Origin of the sequence: Flavobacterium sp. RSB2_4_14 (genome assembly GCF_051547085.1) — a bacterium.
In the GTDB taxonomy this organism is placed as follows: Bacteria; Bacteroidota; Bacteroidia; order Flavobacteriales; family Flavobacteriaceae; genus Flavobacterium.
The window spans coordinates 1-21923 of the sequence record NZ_JBPTTL010000011.1 but is presented as its reverse complement, the minus strand read 5'-3'; the positions used below and the strand labels follow the sequence as shown (position 1 = coordinate 21923).

Sequence of the window (21923 nt, the reverse complement as noted above, 5' to 3'; positions counted from 1 at the left end):
AATAACAAACTATAAATTTAATAAAATGAAAAATTCAATAAAAGGCACAATGTGCAAATTTGGATTGATCCTTTTCCTGATGATGTTTAGCATCTCAGGAAAGGCTCAAACAAGGTATACTATGAGTATAACCGCTACAGCTCCAACGGATAGAACGATGGACGTAACATTTTCATTAACATGTAACAGTGCTGGTGGAGAAAGATTTGCTGGATACCAAGCAGGAATTAACTTCAACACTGCTATTATAAATGGAGGTACTATTTCTGCCGCTTATGTTGCAGGTTCAAAGAGTAGTCCTGCATTAGATGCAATGGTTATTCCTACTCCTGGTGTAGCAACAGCAGGACATATGCGTATAAGTTTACAAGCTTTATCAGGAGCAAACGGTGTTGATATGGCACAAGGAACAACATTAATCCTTGGGACTTATAGAATTACTAATAGTGTAGCATGGGCTACAAGTAGCAATGCTACTTTGTGGTTGCAAAATGTATTAGCAACCGGGAAAACAAATTCACTTGTAAATGGGTATCCATTTGGTGCAGCTACTCCTGCGGTTAGTATCACAACTACAGCACCTGTTGCTGGAGCATTGGCATTAGGATATACACAAGCTAGTCCGTTATCTCTTCCCTTAAACGTACCAACTGAAACTTGTTTTACAAGTGGTTCAGCAGGTACTATAAGTGGTATAGCTTGTTTTGGTCAAACAACATCGGCTACTATTACCATGTCACCAGCAGCTTCAAATAATGCTATTACCTATACGGTAGATGGTGGAGCTTCAACTCCAGGAACATTAGTGGCAAATGCCTTTACTGTTTCAGGTTTGGCAGCAGGTCTTCATTCAGTAGTTGTTACTGGTAATGGTGGTTGTACAACTCCAGTTACTGTAAATTTTACTGTTGATGGTCCAACATCGGCACTTTCATTATCACTGGCACACACTAATACGCTTTGTGCTATTGGCGCAACAGGGACAATTACAGCTACGGCTAATGGCGGAACAGCTCCTTACACTTATTCTTTAGATGGTGGAGCTAGTCAAACTTCAGCTTTATTCACAGATGTAGCAGCAGGATTACATTCGGTTACTGTTACTGATGCCAATTCATGTGTTACAACTTCAACTGTAACAGTTGGTTCGCCAGCAGTATTGTCTGCTACGGCTTCAGCAACAGCTACAACTACTCCATCTTCAAATGATGGAACAGCTACAGCTATTCCAGCTGGTGGAACAGGTCCTTACTTAATCTCTTGGGATACTACACCAGTTCAAAATGGTGCTACTGCAACAGGTCTTTCTGCAGGTACTTACACAGCAACAATTGTAGATCAAAATGGATGTACAACAACTGCTTCGGCATCAGTTACAGCACCAGCATGTGCTATTGCAATTTCTGCAACGCATGTTGATGTATCTTGTTTTGGTGGAACTAATGGTAGCATTAGTGCATCATCAACTGGTGGAGTAGGAACTGTAACTTATACAATTACTCCTGGTGGAAGTTCAAATACAACAGGTTCTTTCATAGGTCTTGCTTCAGGAACTTATTCTATTTCAGCAGTTGACGCTAGCAGTTGTTCAACTTCTACTTCTGTAACAGTTGGAACTCCAACAGCAGTAGTAGCTTCGTCAACAGCAGGAACAATCTTGTGTAATGGTGGGACAACTACAGTAGTGGTTTCTGCTACAGGTGGTAATAATCCATCTTCTGGAACTGGAACATTCATTGTATCTGCTGGTCCTTATAGCTTTACAGTGACTGATGATAATGGATGTACTTCAACTACATCAGGGACAGTATCGCAACCAGCGGTTTTAGTTGCATCTTCAGTTGCAGGTTCAATTGCATGTTTTGGTGGAACTACTACAGTTAACGTATCTGCTACAGGTGGAACAGCTCCTTATTCAGGTGCAGGAACATTCACAGTTAGTGCAGGTGTTTACTCTTATACAGTAACAGATGCTAATGGTTGTACTTCAACAACATCAGGTACTGTAACTCAGCCAGGGCAATTAACTTCTACTGATAATCAAGTATCTTGTGGTAGTTATACATGGTCAATTAGTGGTTTAACTTATGATGTAAGTGGAGTTTATACTTTTAACACAGTAAACGGAAGCGGATGTACGATTATTAATACTTTAAATTTGACTGTTTTAACTAGTTCAACTCCAACAGTTGGAATAACAAGTAGTGATTTGGATAATTCTTTTGCTTATGGAACACCTATTACTTTTACTGCAACAGCTGGAAATTTAAGTGGTGGAATAGCTAATTATAATTTCAAAGTGAATGGTATTTCTGTTCAAAGTGGTGCTTCTGCTACTTATGTTGTTAATAATCTAGTAGATAACGACCAAGTAAGTGTAGACATTACAGTTACAGGAGGTTTATGTTTATCTACAAATACTGCTTCAAGTAATATTATCACTAATGATGTTTTTGGCACTCCTTATTTTACAAGTATCACTAACTATTGTGGACAAACATTACCATTTATCAATAGTGGTATTGGTTGTTCAGTTCCAAGTGGTGTTGTAGGTACCTTAGGGTATAGATTTAAAGTGAAAAACAATGTAACAGGAGTGACCGCTCCAACTGTAGATCGTTCAGTACCTAACTTTAATTTAACGATGACCAGTGTTTATACTTATAGCACGAGCTTTGATGTTCAGGTTGCTGCGATAGTTAATGGTGTAGAACAGCCTTATAGTGCTGTATGTGTTATTACTACACCTGCACCACCTTCCAATGCCGTAGGACCATGTACCCAAACCCTTTCGTTAATCAATGATAGAATATTTGCAACTACTGTATTTGGTTCACAATTGTATCGTTGGAGAGTAGCGTTGTCAACAGCACCAGGAACTACTTATATTTATACCACTCCTTTTCCTAGTTTCAGATTGGGTAGTGTTACCGGAGGTTTGCCACTTACTTATGGTAAAACGTATACTGTAGAAGTTCAATCGGATTTAGTTATTAATGGAGTGGCTACTACTACGCCGTATTCATCTTTATGTAATGTTACTACACCAGCAGTAAGCACGATAAGTGTTTCGATAAATGGATGTAATCAGACATTAGAAACTATAAATCAAAGACTATATATCAATTCGGTACTTGGTGCAAGTTCTTATGTTTACCGTGTGTCTTTAGTTCCTAATCCAGTTGTAGGACAATATAATGATATTGCATCTACCTTACACTAACTTTAGATTGACTAGTTTGACCACGTTACCATTAACGTATGCGACGAAGTACTATGTATCGGTTCAAGCAATAGTAACTATTGACGGTCAGGATTATGCATCAGGGTTTGGTACAGTATGTGAAATTACAACACCAAATGTTGTTGCAAAACAAACTGCTAACGCAGAAATTACAGATGCATTTAGTGCTGTGGCTTATCCAAACCCATTTGCTAATAACTTTATGATTGATGTTACAACTTCTACAAAAGAAACTATTAACATTAAAGTATATGACATGGTTGGTCGTTTGATTGAACAACGTGATACTACTCCAAATGATTTAGAAAATTTAGCTATTGGTGATCGTTATCCAAGTGGTGTTTACAATGTAAATATTACTCAAGGAGAAGAAATGAAAACACTACGTGTAGTTAAAAGATAAGTAGCTTTTACTAAATAAGTTTCTATTAATATTAAAACCTTCTCAAGTAATTGAGAAGGTTTTTTTTGTTATAAATAGGATTTTGTCAGATGCTTAATTATGTGCTATGTCTAGTGAAATAAATTTAAAGTTTCTTTTTATTTTTTTATTCTATATATTTGCCATAATTGCGATATGAAACTAGTAAAGTGGTAAAGGAATATATGGAGTATATTTATAAAACATACAAGTATTTTTTGTTCATCATGTTTTTTGTGTTGTTTTCAAGTGCAATACATTCCCAGTCTCTATTAAATAAGCAATATCTATCTAATGATATTGAACAATTACTAAATTCTAAACCTGATCAAGCATTAAAAATTGCACAGCATTTATTGAGTAAAACCAATATTTCTAATAATGAAAAGGCAAAAATTAATTTTTTAATTTCAAAAACCTACAAAGTTAAAGGCGATTACAGTAGTGCTTTGAATTTTTTGTACGAAGAAAAGAATTATGAATCTTATTTGTCGCAGGAGGAAAAAATAAATATTGAGATTGAAAAAATCAAGCTTTTAAGAGAATTGTCATTAGATAAACAAGCCAAAAAAACGTTACAAGAATTAGAGGAGAATTTTTCATCAAATACTAATGAACAAATAGTATTGTTTTTAAAAGCATCTATTACACTTGAAAAAGTGCAATTCTTACTTAAAGAAGATAAAGTAGAAGAGGGTTTGAATTTGTTGCAGAATCAAGAAATTTTCTCAAAAGAATTTTTAACGACAAATCAAGATCTTAATTTATATTACACAATTGTCCTAGCGGAAACGTATCTTGAAAAAAAGGACTTTGCTAAGTCTCAATTTTTATATAGTGAAGCTTTATCAATAACTAATACTAAAAAGAATACGCCAATCGATGCTAAAATTGATGCGTTACTTGGATTGGCCAATTTGAATTTTCTAAAACAAAAGCACAACGAAGTTTCATTATTATTAAATGAAGCAATCAAGAATTCTCAAGGCCTAAATAATGTTTTTTTTCAAGAGAAGATTGTGCAGCAGCAGATTGTTAACTATTTAGCTTTAAATGATACTTCCAATTACAAATTAACAAACGCCGCTTTTATTCAAAATCAACTTAAGTCTGAAATTATTGAGCAAGAAGCAATTAACACTGCTTATAACTTAGTTTCTGATGGGTACAATGACAGTTTTATTGAACAGAAAGAAAGCAATTTTACTGTTTTGTATATCGTATTAGGGTTGTTTTTAGTTATGATTTTAGGATGTTTGTTCTATTGGTGGAAAGTTTTTCAAAATAAGGTTCATCTAAGAGAGATTATCAAATACATTGAAATAACTACTAGTAATTTCACTGCCCAAATTGTTGATAAAAAACCTGAACCTAAAAAAAATATTATTCTTAAAGAAACGGAAGAACTTATTTTAAGTAAGCTAAAACGATTCGAAAATTCAAAACGTTTCAATAATAAAGACATTTCATTATCTGTTTTGGCAGGACAGTTTGATACTAATACCAAATATTTGTCTGAAGTTATAAACTCTCATTACAACATGAATTTTAATTCCTACATCAATAGATTGCGTATTAATTATATTGTTGAGAAATTAAAAACTGATCCTAATTTTATGAATTATAAAATTAGTTACTTAGCTGAAAATTGTGGATTTTCTTCTCATAGTAGTTTTGCTACCGTATTCAAATCAATCACAGGAATATCTCCTGTTACATTTATTGAACTGTTAAACAGTGAAAATGAAAACAAGCTAGTCTCTTAATGAAAAGTAGTAAACCCAATTTTTATTTTTTATTTATTGTTTGCTTTTGTCTAACGAACTTTTCGTATGCGCAAAACAATAACTCCTGTGGTGCCATTATAAATGAAGCTAGTAACGATATTTATTCTAATCCAGATAAAGTTATTAAAATAGGATTTTCTATTGTTAAAGAATCTGCTAATAATATAGATTGTAAAATCAAAGGATACAAATTGATTTGTGATGCCTATACTTCCAAAAGAAATTATGTAAAAGCCCTTGAGTATTTAAACAAAGCCAATAGCATGTTGCCCCAGACAAATAATGCTATGTTAAAAATAATAATTTTAAATAAAGCGGGTATAATTTATCATCAATTAAAAATTTATGATAAAGCAATTCAATATTTGGATCAAGCGGAACAGGCTATTATGGAATATCCTGTGAAGGATTCTATCCATACTGATTTGGGAAAAAATTATATTGTAAGAGGATTTATTTATAAAGAAGAATTTAATTGTGATATTGCTATTAATTTTTTTAACAGAGGTATCACAGAGTTATTAAAAATAAAATCTAAACCTGCATACAGTATTATTAGTATTGCAAAATACAATAAAGGAAATTGTTATATTTTGATGTCCAAAAATGCATTAGCCATTCAAAATTTTAAAGAGTCTTTTATTGCGGCTAAAACCATAAATGCTAAAAGTCTACAAGCTTTTGCCAATAAAGGGTTAGCTCAAGTCTATACTTTGGAAGGAAATTATACGGATGCCATAGCAAAATTAAATGAGGCTCTAGTGCTTTCTGATGAAGTGGAAGATTTGGTTTTAAATCAAGAAATTTACAAAGGATTATCTGAAAATTATTTGGCCACTAGTGAATGGGAAAAATTTAAAGTTTACCATTCAAAATACTTAAATGTCCAAAAGTTAGTAAAGAAAAGCGAACGAGAATCAGTTAGCGAGTCACTTGATTTAAAAATGACTGAGTCGAATAATAAACTTAAGGATGAAAAATCTAAATTTTATTATTTTCTTATATTATCGTTCTTTATCTTGTTGCTTATAATTTTTTTGTTCACTGTTTTAATAAAAAAAGAAAACAAAGAAATTGCTTTACTTAAGAAGCAAATTAACGACCTGCAACTAGAAAAAAGAAAATAATTTCCATTATTTTTTTTAGTATTCTATTCAAAACTTCTTTATTTCCTTTCTAATTTACTGAATTTATAAAGTATATAAATTTCATAATCCTTGATGTTGTTATACTTTAGCACACTGTATTGGTTAATTTACAATAATAATACTGTGTATCAGTGATTAATACAGCTTTAATTTCAATAATTTAGATTAATTAAATCGTTTTTAATGTATCAGATATTGCTTTTTTAAGTAATTTTAATGTCTGTTTTTTTATTGCAGCCATTAATTATAGTTCTAAAATATTAATTGTGATTTGGAAACTTGTTTTAAATAAAAATATAAAATAAAATACTTTATAATGAATAAAAATCAACTCTTTTTTGGGAAATCAATATGGAACTTTTGTTCTAATATTTTTAAGAATCTAATGTTTTTTACAAATCTCTTATTTGCTAAAATAAATTTTCAAGTGATTGTTTCGTTATTAATGTTATCACTAACGAGTTTAGTTTATAGTCAAACGGAAACATTCAATTCAGGAATACCTGCTACATGGGCTATTAATAGTAATCAAGTGGTAGCAAATAATTGGGTTCATACTGCTACGGGTGGTTTACAATCCACAGGAGCTGCTACGGTAAATCCAGCCGCAAATAATACTGTTGGTACAACTGCTGAATATTATTTGATTACACCTCAAATTATAACACCGTCAAATGCAGAAGTCAGATTTTTCACCAAGCAAGGTAATTTCTCCAATAGAGGTACTATTTACCAGTTAAGAGTTTCGCTTTCCAACCAACCAGATATAACTAGTTTTAATGTGGTTTTGAAACAGTGGACAGAGACTGAGTTAAATGTAGCTGCTACTACTTATGAAGAAAAAATTGTTGATGTTTCTGGAATTCCTGCTGGAGTTCCGGTTTATTTTGCTTTTGTCGCTGTCACTAATCAAACTGGCGTTACATCTACTGCTGGAGATTCTTGGTTTGTAGATAACGTTAGAGTAATCACAACTTGTGCTCAGGTTACAGCTGTGACAACAGTAGTTGGACCAGATAATGCAGTTATAAATTGGACACATCCTACAGCAACAAACTTTGCTATCGAAGTAGTGCCTATTGGAGCAGGTCATGGTACTGTAGGAACACCTGTTACCGGAACTACCTATACTGCTACAGGATTAACAGACAACACATCTTATGATGTTTACATAAGAACTGTCTGTGATGCAGATACATCAAGTGGTTGGGCTGGACCTTTTACATTTAGGACATCATTTTTGGGTCTGAATTGTGCTTCACCTATTATTGTTCCTTCTGATGTAATTACTAGTCCCTATACTTTGTCGGCTAATTTAGCTCAGTACTATGACAGTGAAACTTATACATCCTATAATAGTATTGGATTAAGTTGTGTGCCTCCAAACGCTTCAACTCAGAACCAATTGCTAGGCAATCACGTTTTTCTTTCTTTTACTCCATCAACAACTGGGTTAGTTAACATCAGACAAGCAATAACTGTTGCTAGTGGTGGAGGTGGAAATAATTGTTACAATTCTTCATCTAGTGTTTTTATTTTTGATAGTTGTACAGGGGTTGGAACTTCTGCATCTTGTTTAGGGGCGATGACTACAGAAAGTAATCAGCAAACTAATAACATCTCTAATTTTTATGTTGTAGCAGGTCAAACATATATATTTGTTATTTCTTCTCCTTACCAACGTTCTAATCCTGGGGCAGGTATTTGTTTTACATTTACCATAAGCGGTTCAACATGTCCAGCTCCTGCAACATTAACTATTGACAGTTTACAGCAAACCTCTGCAGTTGCTTCTTGGAATAATGTGCAGAATTTAGTTAGTAGTTGGGAATACGTGGCTATGCCATTTAGTGCTGGAGCACCAATTGGATCTACGGTTTTGACCTCAACAAATACTAATGTGGGTAATACAATATCAGGACTTACAGCAGGGACACAATACAATCTTTATGTTCGATCAGTTTGTGGTGGTATCCCTGGTCCTTGGAGCACCCCAAGAGCTTTCACTACACCATGTAATCCTTTCCCATTACCTTATTATACAGGTTTTAATGATTCTACATTGGAGTGCTGGTCGCAACAAAATCTGAATAATGATTTGCAATTTTTTGCTTTTGGAAATAGTGCGTTTAGTGAGCCAGTAGCAAGATGTAGAACACAAAATTCAAATGATATGTTGATTTCGCCTCAATTTAATTTTGATGGGGTTACTCAAAAGAGATTGCGATTCAAGTTTAATAACTATGGTAATTGGGGTCTAATTGTGAATAATCCTGTCGGAGGAAAATGTTCATTTGAAGTTCGAATTTCTACAACTGGAGTTGGGCCAAATAACTTTACTACAGTTTTAATTCCTTTAGCACAATATACTACAGCTTATAACTATGTTGAAATAATAGTTCCAATACCTAATACTATAGTGGGTGATGTTAGTATTGCATGGGTACTACCAGAGGGAGCTTTACAAGAAGGAAATTGGTTTTATCTAGATGATGTTTATATAGAAGATTTACCAGCCTGTTCAGAACCTCAATATCCTGTTATTACCCCAGGTTCTATAACTTCTACATCAGCTGAAGTATCTTGGACAAATGGTTACAACAATACACAATGGGAAATTATAGCACAACCCTTTGGCTCACCAGCACCAACGGCTTCAACACCAGGACAATTGGTAAATACTAATCCTTATACTTTAACAGGATTAATTCCGTCTACCAGATATGAATTTTATGTTAGAGCATATTGTAGCTCAACTTTGCAAAGTCAGTGGATAGGTCCAACAAGGTTTATTACATCATGTATAGCCCAATTTTCACCTTATTACGAGAGTTTTAACGATAGTGATGTAAATTCCAAAAAATTCTGTTGGACTACCAGAAATGTTGCTGGTGATGTAGCGCAATGGAGAATTAGCGCAACTGAAGCCAGTATACAACCCCAAGGAGCTTTTATGAATCCTTTCGCTTCCTTTGACGATTGGTTAATTAGTGTTCCAATTAATGTTGTTGGACTAAAAAGACTTCGATTTCAATACAGAGCTGCTACTTCACTTTTTTACCCATCTCCAAGAGGTAATTTTGAAGTATTAATGTCTCCAACACCTGATTTTGCAACTTATACTACATTGATTCCATCACATGATTTTACAAACGGTGCTTATCAAGAGGATTCTGTTTTATTTACTGGAACAGGAACATTTTATATTGCCTTCAGAGTGCCACCAACGATGACAGATCCAGCAAATTCTGGTGTTGTAATGATTGATGATGTGGTTATTGATGATGCACCACCTTGTCCTGATCCTAATCTTGCAAATTTGGATGTTTCAGGGATTACAACAACTACAGCCAATTTAAGTTGGACTGCAGGTTATACAGAAACACAGTGGCAAGTTGTTATTCAAAGCCCAGGATCTGGAGTTCCAACAGGATCTGGAACAACAGTTAACATAACTCCAGCTTACAGCGCTGTTGGTTTATCACCTGACACTCTATATGAGTATTATGTTAAAGCAGTTTGTAGTGCTACAGAAAGTAGTAACTGGGTTGGTCCATTTCGATTCAAAACTACTTGTATTGCTTTACCAACTCCTTTTACTGAAACATTTGACAGTAATTCAACAACAGAATCCTGTTGGGCTATTGAAAATGGCAATGCAGATGGTAGTGAATGGTTTCTTAACCAAACAGCGAATCCGATTTTTGGTGATCAAATGGCGGCTATGATGACAGGTTCTAATGGAAATAATAATGATTGGTTGATTTCACCAACTTTAATGGCACGTCCAAACCAAAGATTACGTTTTTATTACAAAACATACAGTTCCTTTTTTGAAGAAGATTTAAAAGTAAGACTGTCTACTACTGGTGCAGCAATTGATCAATTCTCAACTATTTTATATGAGAATTCATTAAATTTATATACAGATGCCAATGGTGTTGTAACAGGTTCAAACACCGTTACATTACCGTCTCCACAAGATGTGAGAGTAGGGGATTTTATCTACATCCCAGGTTTTCCATTTCCTTATCCTACTTATGTTGCTGCAGTTCAGGGTTCTCTAATAACATTAACCAATAACGCCACAATTACTCAAACAGGAGTTCAAAATATTCAATTTTCTCATGAGGTAATTAACAATCCAATTGCAAGAGAAATGGTTATTAATTTGACGGACATTACTGTTCCTACAAATATTAATCTTGCTTTTCAGACCCCTTTCTTCCCATCTAATCCATGGAATTATAGAGGTCAATACACCTTTATTGATAATGTAATTGTTGAAGATATCCCAGCTTGTCCTTCTGTTATAAATGTTACAACTACTAATGTTATTGATACAACTGCAGATATTAATTGGGAAGTAGTAGGTTCTGAAACTTCTTGGGAAATATCGGTACAGCCATCTGGTACTCCAGCACCAGTTGGTGCCACACTTCCTGAATATCTTGTTACTACAACAACACACCCTAAAACTATAACTGGTTTAATTCCGTCTACTCAATATCAATATTACATTAGAGCTATTTGTAGTGGATCTTCACAAAGTGAATGGGTTGGACCATTTACGTTTACTACAAAATGTGATTATTCTAATGTATGTCAATATAAAATGACGGTTACTAATGGTAGTACAGGTCACGTATATGAAAGTGTTGAAGTGAGACAAAACGGTGTTATTGTTCAAAATTTAATATTTCCATATACTGGTGCAAATCAACCTACATCTATAGATTATGACGTCTTTTTGTGCAGAGGCGTTGAATATTCATTGTATTATAACGCTGGTGGTGGTAGTGGAGCTCAGTACACACAAGCTCAAGTAGTCATAAGAGACGAATTGAATAATATTGTTTGGACCAGTCCATTAGGATTAGGAACTCCTTATACTAATATTTTCACAGCAGTGGCTAATTGTGGAGTTGTTACTTGTCCTCAACCAACTAATGTAGCGGTCAACAATTTAGGAACTTTTACTTGGACGCCTGGTGGTTCTGAAACACAATGGGAAGTATTTGTGCAGCCCGTTACCAATGGAACTATTCCACAATCAGGAACTATTATAAACTCCCCAACTTATACACCTACCGCTGCTGATTTTGTAAATCCAACAGGGGGAACTTTTGAATTTTTTGTACGTGCTATTTGTAGCGCTAATGATAAGAGTTTCTGGACGGGTCCAAAAGTATTCATAAGAAATGACGAGTCAAGTACAGCTATACGTTTACCAGTTAATACTGGAACAACATGTGATGTTTCGGGTATTAATGCCTCGTTTATTGGTGCTACCGTCTCTCCAAATCCGACTACTTGTACTGGAAATAATTCAGGAGATATTTGGTATGACTTTATTGCCACTTCAAAAGTACATACTATTGAAATTGGTAATCTCGCTCCTGGTACTTACTATGCTTCTTCTTATCAAGGTGCATGGCCAAAAATAATGATGGCCTTATATGAAGTGCAACCAGACGGATCATTACTTCAAAAAGGATGTAGCGAAAATAATTCGATGGTTACCATGTATAGCAGTGAATTGGTTGTAGGTAAGACCTATAAAATTAGGTTTACCTTAGATGATCCTGTTGCTACAAATAAAACATTTAGCATATGTATTACAACACCAAATGCTTGTGATATGAATGCCTTTAATTATGATTTTGAAAAACTACCAATGCAAAGTGTAACTGGAATTTCTACTATTATTAATGCGAGAGTTGTACCAGGTTGGAGAGTAAATACTGTTTCGGGAACAATGTTCTTTCAGGAGGCCACAAATTCAGGAAATGTAACTCCTTATTCAGGAGGGCAGTGTATTCAGTTAATACAAGATGGTGCAGCTGCATGGGATCCAAATGATCCTAATATAAAAGGATTGTATAGAGATTTTGATACTTCTGAAATACCTCAAATGTCATACAGTTTTGCTTCCGCTACTAGAACAAATGGATCTACACTTCAGTTGTATGCAGGTCCGCCATCTGGTCCGTTTACATTAGTTGTGGAAAATTTTTCTAATACACTAGTTTGGCAACTTATTGAAGGTAATTATATAGTACCATCGGGTCAAACAACAACTCGATTTATATTCAGAGTGAAGGAAAATGCAGTCGGTCACGTTTTAGATGCTGCTAATTTTATACCAAATACGGATATCAATATCGCAACGGCTAATACTACATTAAACTGTACCACAACATCGATGAATTTTGATGCTAATGGAGTTGGAATGTGGGAAGCTGAACCAACAAATCCAGCAGTAACCACTATTGCTTCTCCAAACACTGGAGCAACTGCAGTAAGCGGATTTACGGCTCCTGGAAACTATGTCTTTCATTGGAAAACACGTTATTGTGATAAAACAATAACCATTACCAAACAAGGAAATGCAGAAACTCCAATTGTGGTGAATCCAACAGTTTATTGTTTGAACGCCACGGCATCTCCATTAACAGCTACTGTTGCAACTGGAAATACCTTATTGTGGTATACAAGTGCAACAGGAGGAACAGGTACAACTATTGCGCCTACACCAAACACATCGGTTGCTGGAAGTACACAAGTTTACTATGTAAGTTCAGTTGATGGTGTTGGATGTGAAGGTTCACGTGCTCAAATTGTAGTTCAAGTAAATGATTTGCCAACGGCAACTATATCTGGCACAACAACCATTTGTTCAGGAACAACTGCGGTAATTACATTTAATGGAACACCAAATGCTACGGTCACTTATACTGTTGATGGTGGTTCAAACCAAACAATTATCTTAGATGCAAGTGGTTCGGCAACAGTGACAACTTCAGTATTAACTTTGAATAGTAATTACACTTTGGTGAGTGTTTCTTCTGCAGGAACGCCAACATGTAGTCAATTACTAACTGGTAATGCTTTAATAACAGTTAATGCCTTGCCATCAGCTACTATCTCTGGAACTACATCAATTTGTTCTGGCTCAACAGCAGTAATTACATTTAATGGAACACCAAACGCAACTGTAACCTATACTGTTGATGGTGGAGTAAATCAAACGATAACTTTGAATGCTGCTGGAACAGCATCAATTACAACACCAGCATTAACAACAAACAGTACTTATGCTTTAGTTAGCGTTAGTTCAACAGCATTACCAATTTGTAGTCAACTGCAAACAGGTGCTGCAATTGTAACAGTAAATGCATTACCTGTAGCTACTATTTCAGGGACAACCTCTATTTGTTCAGGTGCCACAGCAGTAATAACATTTAACGGAACTCCAAATGCTACGGTTACTTATACTGTTGATGGAGGTTCAAACCAAACGATTACTTTAGATGCTACTGGCGCTGCAACAATTACAACACCAGCATTATCTTCAAATAGCACGTATACTTTAGTAAGTGTTACTTCAGGTACATCAACTTGTAGTCAAGCACAAACTGGTTCTGCAATAATTACAGTAGGTTCATTGCCAACAGCTACTATTTTAGGAAATTCAACAGTGTGTTTGAATGCTGCTAGTCCAGTTGTTACATTTATAGGAGCAAATGGAGCAAGTCCATATACTTTTACATATAATGTAAATGGAGGTGCCAATCAAACTATAACCACTACAACAGGAAATAATGTTTCAATCAGTGTGCCAACTTCAGCGGTTGGAGTATTTACATATAATTTAGTAAATGTATCTAGCGCCGGTTTAACTTCATGTTCTCAGGCACAAACTGGTTCTGCAGTAGTTACTGTAAATGGATTACCTACAGCAACTATTTCTGGAACTACCACAATTTGTTCAGGTGGAACTGCAGTAATTACATTTACTGGAACTGCAAATGCTACAGTGACTTATACTGTTGATGGAGGAGTAAGTCAAACCATTGTTTTGGATGCCACAGGTTCAGCAACGTTAACTACACCAACATTAACAGCAAATAGTACGTATGCCTTAGTGAGTGTTACTTCGGCAGGAACTCCAGTTTGTAGTCAATCACAAACAGGTTCGGCAGTAGTAACTGTAAATGCTTTACCAATAGCTAGTATATCTGGAACAACAACTATTTGTTCTGGAACAACAGCAGTAATTACATTTAATGGTACGCCAAATGCTACTGTAACCTATACTGTTGATGGTGGAACAAACCAAACTATTGTTTTAGATGCGAGTGGTTTAGCTACAGTAACTACACCTTCATTAACTGCAAACAGTACCTATACTTTAGTAAATGTGAGTTCAACGGGATTACCAATTTGTAGTCAAACTCAAATTGGAACTGCGGTAGTAACTGTAAATACTCTACCAACAGCAACCATTTCTGGAACAACAGCAATTTGTTCAGGTGCAACAGCAGTGATTACATTTAATGGTACTCCAAACGCAACTGTAACTTATACTGTTGATGGTGGTACTAACCAAACCATTACCCTAGATAATACTGGTTTTGCTACTCTTACAACACCAGTTATAACTAATACTACTACTTATGCCTTGGTAAGTGTTACTTCAGGAGCAACATCATGTAGTCAAACACTAACAGGAACTGCTGTAGTAACAGTAAATGCTTTGCCAACGGCTACTATTTCAGGAACAACATCAATTTGTACAGGAACAACTGCTCTTGTTTCGTTCAATGGAACACCAAATGCTATAGTGACTTATACAGTTGATGGTGGTTCTAACCAAACCATAACATTGAATGCCACAGGAACCGCATCAATTACAACTCCAGTATTAAGTACAAGTAGTACATATTCATTAGTGAGTGTGGTATCTGGCACTACAACTTGTAGTCAAACACAAACAGGTTCAGCTATAATAACTGTAAATCCATTGACTACACCAAATGTTACTTTTAGCTATGCTCAAACTTGTATTAACGCAGCTGTTAATCCACTTCCTGTATTGACACCTAATTTTGTTACTGGTGGCGTATACAGTTCTTCAACGGTTACTGTTAATCCAACAACTGGAGCAGTAAATTTAGCAACAGCTACAGTTGCAACGCATGTGATTACCTACACATTGGCTGCCAATACAACAACGTGTACTGCAGCTGCAACATCTACAGCTAATTTAGTTATTACTTCAGGAGTGAATCCAGTAACAGGATTTAGCTATGATAGTAATTATTGTGCAACTTCTGCTAATGCATTACCATCAACTTCTGCTGGATTTACAACAGGAGGAACTTTCACAGCAACCCCAACGGGATTAGTAATCAATAGTACTACAGGTGAAATAAACATTTCTGGAAGTTTACCTGGAACGTATACTGTAGTTTATAGTATTGCAGCAGATGGTTCAACATGTACAATTGCTGGATCAAGTAATTCAATATTGACCATTTCATCAAAACCTGTTGTTGTGATAGATGATAGTTGTCAAAACCAACAGTTAGTATTAGACGCACAACCAGTTAATGGTTCTTTCAATCCAAATAATGTAACTTACAGTTGGAGTGTATCCAATACACCAGTGTTTGGTTCAAATGCATCGACATTTAATGTTAGTGATTATTTAGAGCAAAATCCATCAGTTACTTTGCCTGTAACATTTAGCGTTTCAGTTTCAGTTGATGGATGTGAAGGTTTTGATGATTTTGAAGTGGCTTATAATCCTTGTAAAATCATACCAAAAGGTATTTCGCCAAACGATGATGGTTTCAACGACACTTTTGATTTGACAGGATATGGAGTAAAAGAAATTACTATTTTCAACCGTTATGGTACTACTGTATTTTACTACAATGGTACATACACCAATCAATGGAAAGGACAGTCAGATCAAGGAGATGAATTGCCAGACGGAACTTATTTCTATAGCATACATACAGTTGATGGAGCTAGTAAAACAGGATGGGTTTATATTAACAGAGAATATTAATCAATAAACATAAAAAGTTTGATTTCGGTTATATTTAAGTCAAACTATTAATTAATAAAAATGAAAAGCCTAATGAAAAAAGGATATTTAGCACTAGTATTACTATCATTGTTCGCATTGGAAGTTCAAGCCCAACAAGATCCACATTATACCCAATACATGTATAATATGAGTGTGGTGAATCCAGCCTATGCAGGTTCAAAAGAAAACTTATCTGGAGCTATTTTATATAGACAACAATGGGTTGGTTTAGAAGGAGCACCAAAGACAGCAACTTTTTCTTTTCATAGTCCAGTTGGAAAAAATGTTGGTTTGGGATTATCTGCCATTTCTGATAAAATTGGACCAGTGGAAGAGAATAATATATATGCCGATTTCTCTTACACGCTTCGTTTAGGAAATGGTCATAACTTGGCATTTGGTTTGAAATCTGGTGTAACTTTCCAAAACATAGGACTGTTTTCAGATATTGGAAACGGATTTGTTCCACAACCAGGAGATATCGCTTTTAGTGAAAATACTAGCAATACCTATTTTAATATTGGAACTGGAGTATTTTATTATACCGATAAATACTATGTTGCTTTTTCTGTGCCCAACATGTTAAATAGTACACATCTTGATTTAACAGTAAACGATAATACCTATGAGTTTGGAAATGAAACTGAACATTATTTTTTAACGGGTGGATATGTTTTTGACTTATCAGCAAACACTAAGTTCAAACCATCCTTTATGTTAAAGTCAGCTTTCAATGCACCAACATCTTTAGATGTGTCAGCTAACTTTTTATTTTTTGAAAAATTTGAGGCTGGAGCCACTTATCGATTAGATGATTCATTTGGAGCGATGCTAAATTTTGCAGTAACACCAAGTATTCGAATAGGGTATGCTTATGATCATGTTATGTCTGACTTGAACACAACAACGCCAGCATCCCATGAGTTTATGCTATTGTTTGATTTGAATTTCCCTAAAAAAGTTTCTGTTTCACCAAGATTTTTCTAATACTTAAGCATCAATTAAAATGAAAAAATATATTACATTAAGTTTGATTTTGTTGTTAACAGTGAGTTATGCTCAAAATAAGTCAACTGAAAAAGCGGATAAATTATTTGAAAGTTATCAATATATTGGCGCAATAGATGAGTATTTAAAACTTGCAGATAGTAAAAATGCTAACCAATATGTTTACACACAACTTGCAGAGAGTTACTACAATGTATTCAATACTTCAGAAGCTTCTAAATGGTATGCTAAAGCTACCAAAGAGAAAAATGTTGCTGAAATATATTATCACTATGCAGAAACCTTAAAAGTTCAAGGCAAATATCAAGAAGCTAATAAACAGATGGATATTTTTGCTAGTTTATCTCCTAATGATAGTAGAGCCAAAGAGCATAAAGCCAATCCAAATTATATTCCAAGTTTAGCTAATAAATCCAAAATGTTTGATATTGCTGAAACCAATATTAAAAGTAATGGACAGAGTGATTTTGGTGCTGTATTAACAAATGAAAATACGCTGTATTTTGTAAGTACAAGAAATAGTTCTAAAAAGACTGATAAGTGGATAAATCAACCTTATTTGGATATTTTCAAAGCTACTAGAAGTGAGTCTGGAACTTTTTCAGAACCAACCAGCGTTAGTGAATTGAATACCGCTTATCATGATGGACCTGTTACTATCAGCAGTGATGGAAATACCATGTACTTTGCAAGAGATGGTCATAGTGAAGGTCAATATGAAAACAATAAATCTACTAAAACAAAAATTGGTCAACAAGGACTTTATAAAGCAACAAAAAAAGATGGTAAATGGACACAAATTGAAGCATTACCATTTAATAGTACTAGCTATTCTATAACACACCCAAGTTTAAGTAAAGATGGCAAAACGTTGTATTTTGCTTCCAATATGCCAAATAGTTTGGGTGAATCTGACATTTGGAAAGTTTCCATTGAAGCAAATGGTTATGGAAAACCACAAAACTTAGGTCCTAATGTTAATACACCTGGAAAAGAAAACTTTCCTTTTATTACAGATGATAATACTCTTTATTTTGCGTCTTCGGGAAAACAAGGATTTGGTGGATTGGATGTTTTTAAAGTTGATTTAAATAAAAAGGAAGAAGCTCAAAATGTTGGAAAGCCAGTGAATAGTGAGAAAGATGATTTTTCATTGTCATTTAACACAACAGCTAATGTAGGTTATTTTGCTTCCAATAGAAATGGAACAGATGCTATTTTTGCAGCAACACCAGTTTGTGTAGCTGAAGCTATTGCTGTTGTATCCAACAAACAAACAGGGGCAATATTGACTAATGCTACAGTATCTATTTTAGATACTAAAGGAAATACCATTGAAACAAAGCAAACCAATTCGGAAGGTAAAGTTAGTTATGATATCGAATGTCAAACAGCATATACTTTTGTTGTAAAAGCGGATAATTTCGAAACAGAATCATTTCCAATACAAAAAACAAAATCTGGTCAAGTAATCGTTCAAGCACAGTTAGTTCCTTCAGAAGTGATAATTACAGAAACCGAAGTGATTTTAAAAAATGTGTATTTTGATTTTGATAAAAGTAATATCACCGCTCAAGGTGCAAATGAGTTAGATAAATTGGTAAAAGTGATGAAAGAAAATCCATCAATGGTTATCTTTGTAAAATCTCACACCGACTCAAAAGGGAAAAGCAATTATAATATTAAATTATCAGAGAGAAGAGCTCAATCAACTGTACAATATTTACTTTCAAAAGGGATAACAAAAGATAGAGTTTCTGGAAAAGGATTTGGTAATTCAGAACCAAAAATCAAGTGTGAGCCATGTTCAGAAGAAGAGAATGCGCAAAACAGACGATCTGAATTTGTAATAGTTAAAAAATAAGATTTAAGATTAATTTAAACATACATACACAAAAAACATTCATTGATAATAAAGTTAAAAAGTTAATATAATTAATGATTGTAAAATGATAGCTAATCTCATAATTTTGAGATTGGCTATTGTGTTATAAAAGAAAGTTCTCATGAAGAAGATTTTAATAATAGTATTAGTGTTAATTTCAGTTGGTTCGACTGTTGCACAAACTCTCCCAAATGATTGTGTAAGAGCGGTTACAGTATGTGGTAATGGGACTTTCTTTTCCAATGCCAGCGGTATTGGTCAATTCCAAGAAATTGTTAGTAATTCTTGCGGAGGAACCGAGAGTAATTCATTATGGTTAAAAATCACGATTGCTCCAACTGTTATCCCAGGTAGTTCTCTAGGTTTTAATTTAATTCCAGATGATCCAGCAATCAGTGTTGATTATGATTTTTATGTTTTTGCAGCAAATGCTGTTTGCGGTGCTTTAGGACCTCCAATTAGATGTTGTTCAACTAATCCAGCTCTTGCCGGATTAACAAGCAATGTTACAGGGATGGTAGGAACTACATTGGCAACTTCAGTTGGACCAGGTGCGAATGGGAATGGATTCGTGAGATGGTTAACTGTAAATCCTGGACAAACCTATTATATTGCTGTTGATAGACCAGTAGGAAATGGTGGTTTTCAAATACAATGGACAGGAACTGCTACTGCGGGAGCAGGAGCTTTTCCAACACCACCAACAGCCAATTCAATTGCTGATGTAAAAACCTGTAGCAATACTCCAAATGTGGGGGTTTTCGATCTCAATACACTAAGACCTCTAATAAACTCTAATACCGTATCAAATACAATTTCATTTCATACTACAATTTCAAATGCTATTGATAATATATTACCATTACCAAATATATATTCAAATACATCAAATCCACAGACTATTTATGCTAGAGTAACCGATATTTCAACAGGATGTTTTAGTACAACTAGTTTTAATTTAATTGTTAATTTAGTTCCAAATGCTACATTGAGTGTTTCTAATTCGGTCATTTGTAATGGTAGTAGTGTAACTGTAACCTATACTGGAACTCCCGGAGCAACCTTTGATTATACAATTGATGGTGGACCAATTCAAACTTCAATATTCCCTGCTTCTGGTTTATTTATTATTAACGAAACATTAAATTCAACAAGAACTTATACATTAAATGGAGTAAGAAATTTAGACTCTTCAGGTATTATTATCTGTTCACAGCCGTTAAATATATCTAGAACAGTTACTGTAAATCAGCAACCCGATGCAGGTTTAGATGGAGGCGTAACTATATGTGCAAGCAGTTTAATCCCTTTAGATTTATTTAGTTTAATCACAGGAGAACAATCAGGCGGAACATGGACACGTACTTCAGGAACTGGAGGAGTATTCGATTCTGTTTTAGGAACATTCACTCCAACAGCTGGAGCTACAACTTCTACTTTTGAGTATACATTACTTGGAGTTGCACCATGTATAAATGATGTAAGTATCGCTACAATAAATATAGGCGGTCAACCTGATGCAGGAACTGATGGCACCACTACAATTTGTGAATCCAGTATTGCAGCTATTGATTTATTTAGTTTAATAACTGGAGAACAAACAGGAGGCGTTTGGACACGTACTTCAGGAACAGGCGGAGTATTCAATGCTGGAGTAGGAACATTTACACCAGCCCTTGGCGCTACAACTTCAACTTTTGCTTATACTTTAGTAGGTGTTGCACCTTGTATTACAGATACAAGTCTTGCTACAATAAACATAATTGCTCAACCAATTGCAGGAACTGATGGTGCTACTACATTTTGCGAAACTAGTATTGCAACCATTGATTTATTCGGATTAATTACAGGAGAACAGACAGGAGGCGTTTGGACACGAACTTCTGGAACAGGCGGGGTATTCAATGCAGGAGTAGGAACATTTACACCAGCCGTTGGCGCTACAACTTCAACGTTTACCTATACTTTAATAGGCGTTGCGCCTTGTATTACAGATACAAGTCTTGCTACAATAAACATAATTGCTCAACCCATAGCAGGAACTGATGGTGCTGTTACAATTTGTGAAACCAGTGTAGCTACCATTGATTTATTTAGTTTAATTGCTGGAGAACAATCAGGCGGAACATGGACACGTACTTCAGGAACTGGCGGTGTATTCAATGCTGGAGCAGGAACGTTTACACCAGCAGTTGGCGCTACAACTTCTACTTTTACTTATACTTTAGTAGGCGTTGCACCTTGTATAAATGCTTCAAGTATTGCTACAATAACAATAAATCCACAGCCTAACGCAGGAACCGATGGCACTACTACAGTTTGCGAAACTAGTTCAGTTACCATTGATTTATTTAGTTTAATTACTGGAGAACAAACAGGAGGAATTTGGACACGCACTTCAGGAACAGGCGGAGTATTCAATGCAGGAGTAGGAACTTTCACACCAGCCGTTGGCGCTACATCTTCAACGTTTACTTATACTTTAGTAGGCCTTGCACCTTGTATTACAGATACAAGTATTGCAACAATAAACATAATTGTCCAACCAAC

At 34.9% G+C, this 21923-nt stretch carries 7 protein-coding genes and 1 pseudogene; all 8 read left to right on the top strand.

All coding sequences use genetic code 11. The features are described from left to right. Positions 1-25: 25 nt before the first annotated feature. Positions 26-3223 (top strand): beta strand repeat-containing protein, encoded by a 3198-nt coding sequence (locus ACSVH2_RS13930; protein ID WP_438093792.1) that lies wholly within the window; start codon positions 26-28, stop codon positions 3221-3223. Next, positions 3198-3647, top strand: coding sequence for a T9SS type A sorting domain-containing protein (locus tag ACSVH2_RS13925; protein ID WP_438093791.1), 450 nt, complete (start codon positions 3198-3200; stop codon positions 3645-3647). Before ACSVH2_RS13930 ends, ACSVH2_RS13925 begins: the two co-directional genes overlap by 26 nt. A gap of 203 nt (positions 3648-3850) precedes the next feature. Beyond that, positions 3851-5431 carry a helix-turn-helix domain-containing protein gene (locus ACSVH2_RS13920; RefSeq protein WP_438093790.1) on the top strand — a complete coding sequence of 527 codons (1581 nt, stop codon included), beginning with the start codon at positions 3851-3853 and terminating at the stop codon, positions 5429-5431. Continuing rightward, a complete protein-coding gene (locus ACSVH2_RS13915) occupies positions 5431-6579 on the top strand; it encodes a tetratricopeptide repeat protein (protein WP_438093789.1) in 1149 nt (382 codons plus the stop codon). The genes ACSVH2_RS13920 and ACSVH2_RS13915 overlap by 1 nt, the downstream gene beginning before the upstream one ends. Positions 6580-7027: 448 nt before the next feature. Further along, positions 7028-16459, top strand: coding sequence for a choice-of-anchor J domain-containing protein (locus ACSVH2_RS13910; protein WP_438093788.1), 9432 nt, complete (start codon positions 7028-7030; stop codon positions 16457-16459). Between the two features lie 72 nt (positions 16460-16531). Further along, the gene (locus ACSVH2_RS13905; RefSeq protein ID WP_438093787.1) at positions 16532-17467 is read left to right on the top strand and encodes a PorP/SprF family type IX secretion system membrane protein; all 936 of its coding nucleotides are present in this window, start codon (positions 16532-16534) and stop codon (positions 17465-17467) included. A gap of 19 nt (positions 17468-17486) precedes the next feature. After that, positions 17487-19352 carry an OmpA family protein gene (locus ACSVH2_RS13900; protein WP_438093786.1) on the top strand — a complete coding sequence of 622 codons (1866 nt, stop codon included), beginning with the start codon at positions 17487-17489 and terminating at the stop codon, positions 19350-19352. Positions 19353-19494: 142 nt separating this feature from the next. Continuing rightward, positions 19495-21923: pseudogene (locus ACSVH2_RS13895) on the top strand (hypothetical protein); the annotation flags it as partial.

Bases quoted from the DNA above. Each gene is read 5' to 3' on its own strand.
- ACSVH2_RS13930 (WP_438093792.1), top strand. From the start codon at position 26: ATGAAAAATTCAATAAAAGGCACAATGTGCAAATTTGGATTGATCCTT.
- ACSVH2_RS13905 (WP_438093787.1), top strand. From the start codon at position 16,532: ATGAAAAAAGGATATTTAGCACTAGTATTACTATCATTGTTCGCATTG.
- ACSVH2_RS13925 (WP_438093791.1), top strand. From the start codon at position 3,198: ATGATATTGCATCTACCTTACACTAACTTTAGATTGACTAGTTTGACC.
- ACSVH2_RS13900 (WP_438093786.1), top strand. From the start codon at position 17,487: ATGAAAAAATATATTACATTAAGTTTGATTTTGTTGTTAACAGTGAGT.
- ACSVH2_RS13920 (WP_438093790.1), top strand. From the start codon at position 3,851: ATGGAGTATATTTATAAAACATACAAGTATTTTTTGTTCATCATGTTT.
- ACSVH2_RS13915 (WP_438093789.1), top strand. From the start codon at position 5,431: ATGAAAAGTAGTAAACCCAATTTTTATTTTTTATTTATTGTTTGCTTT.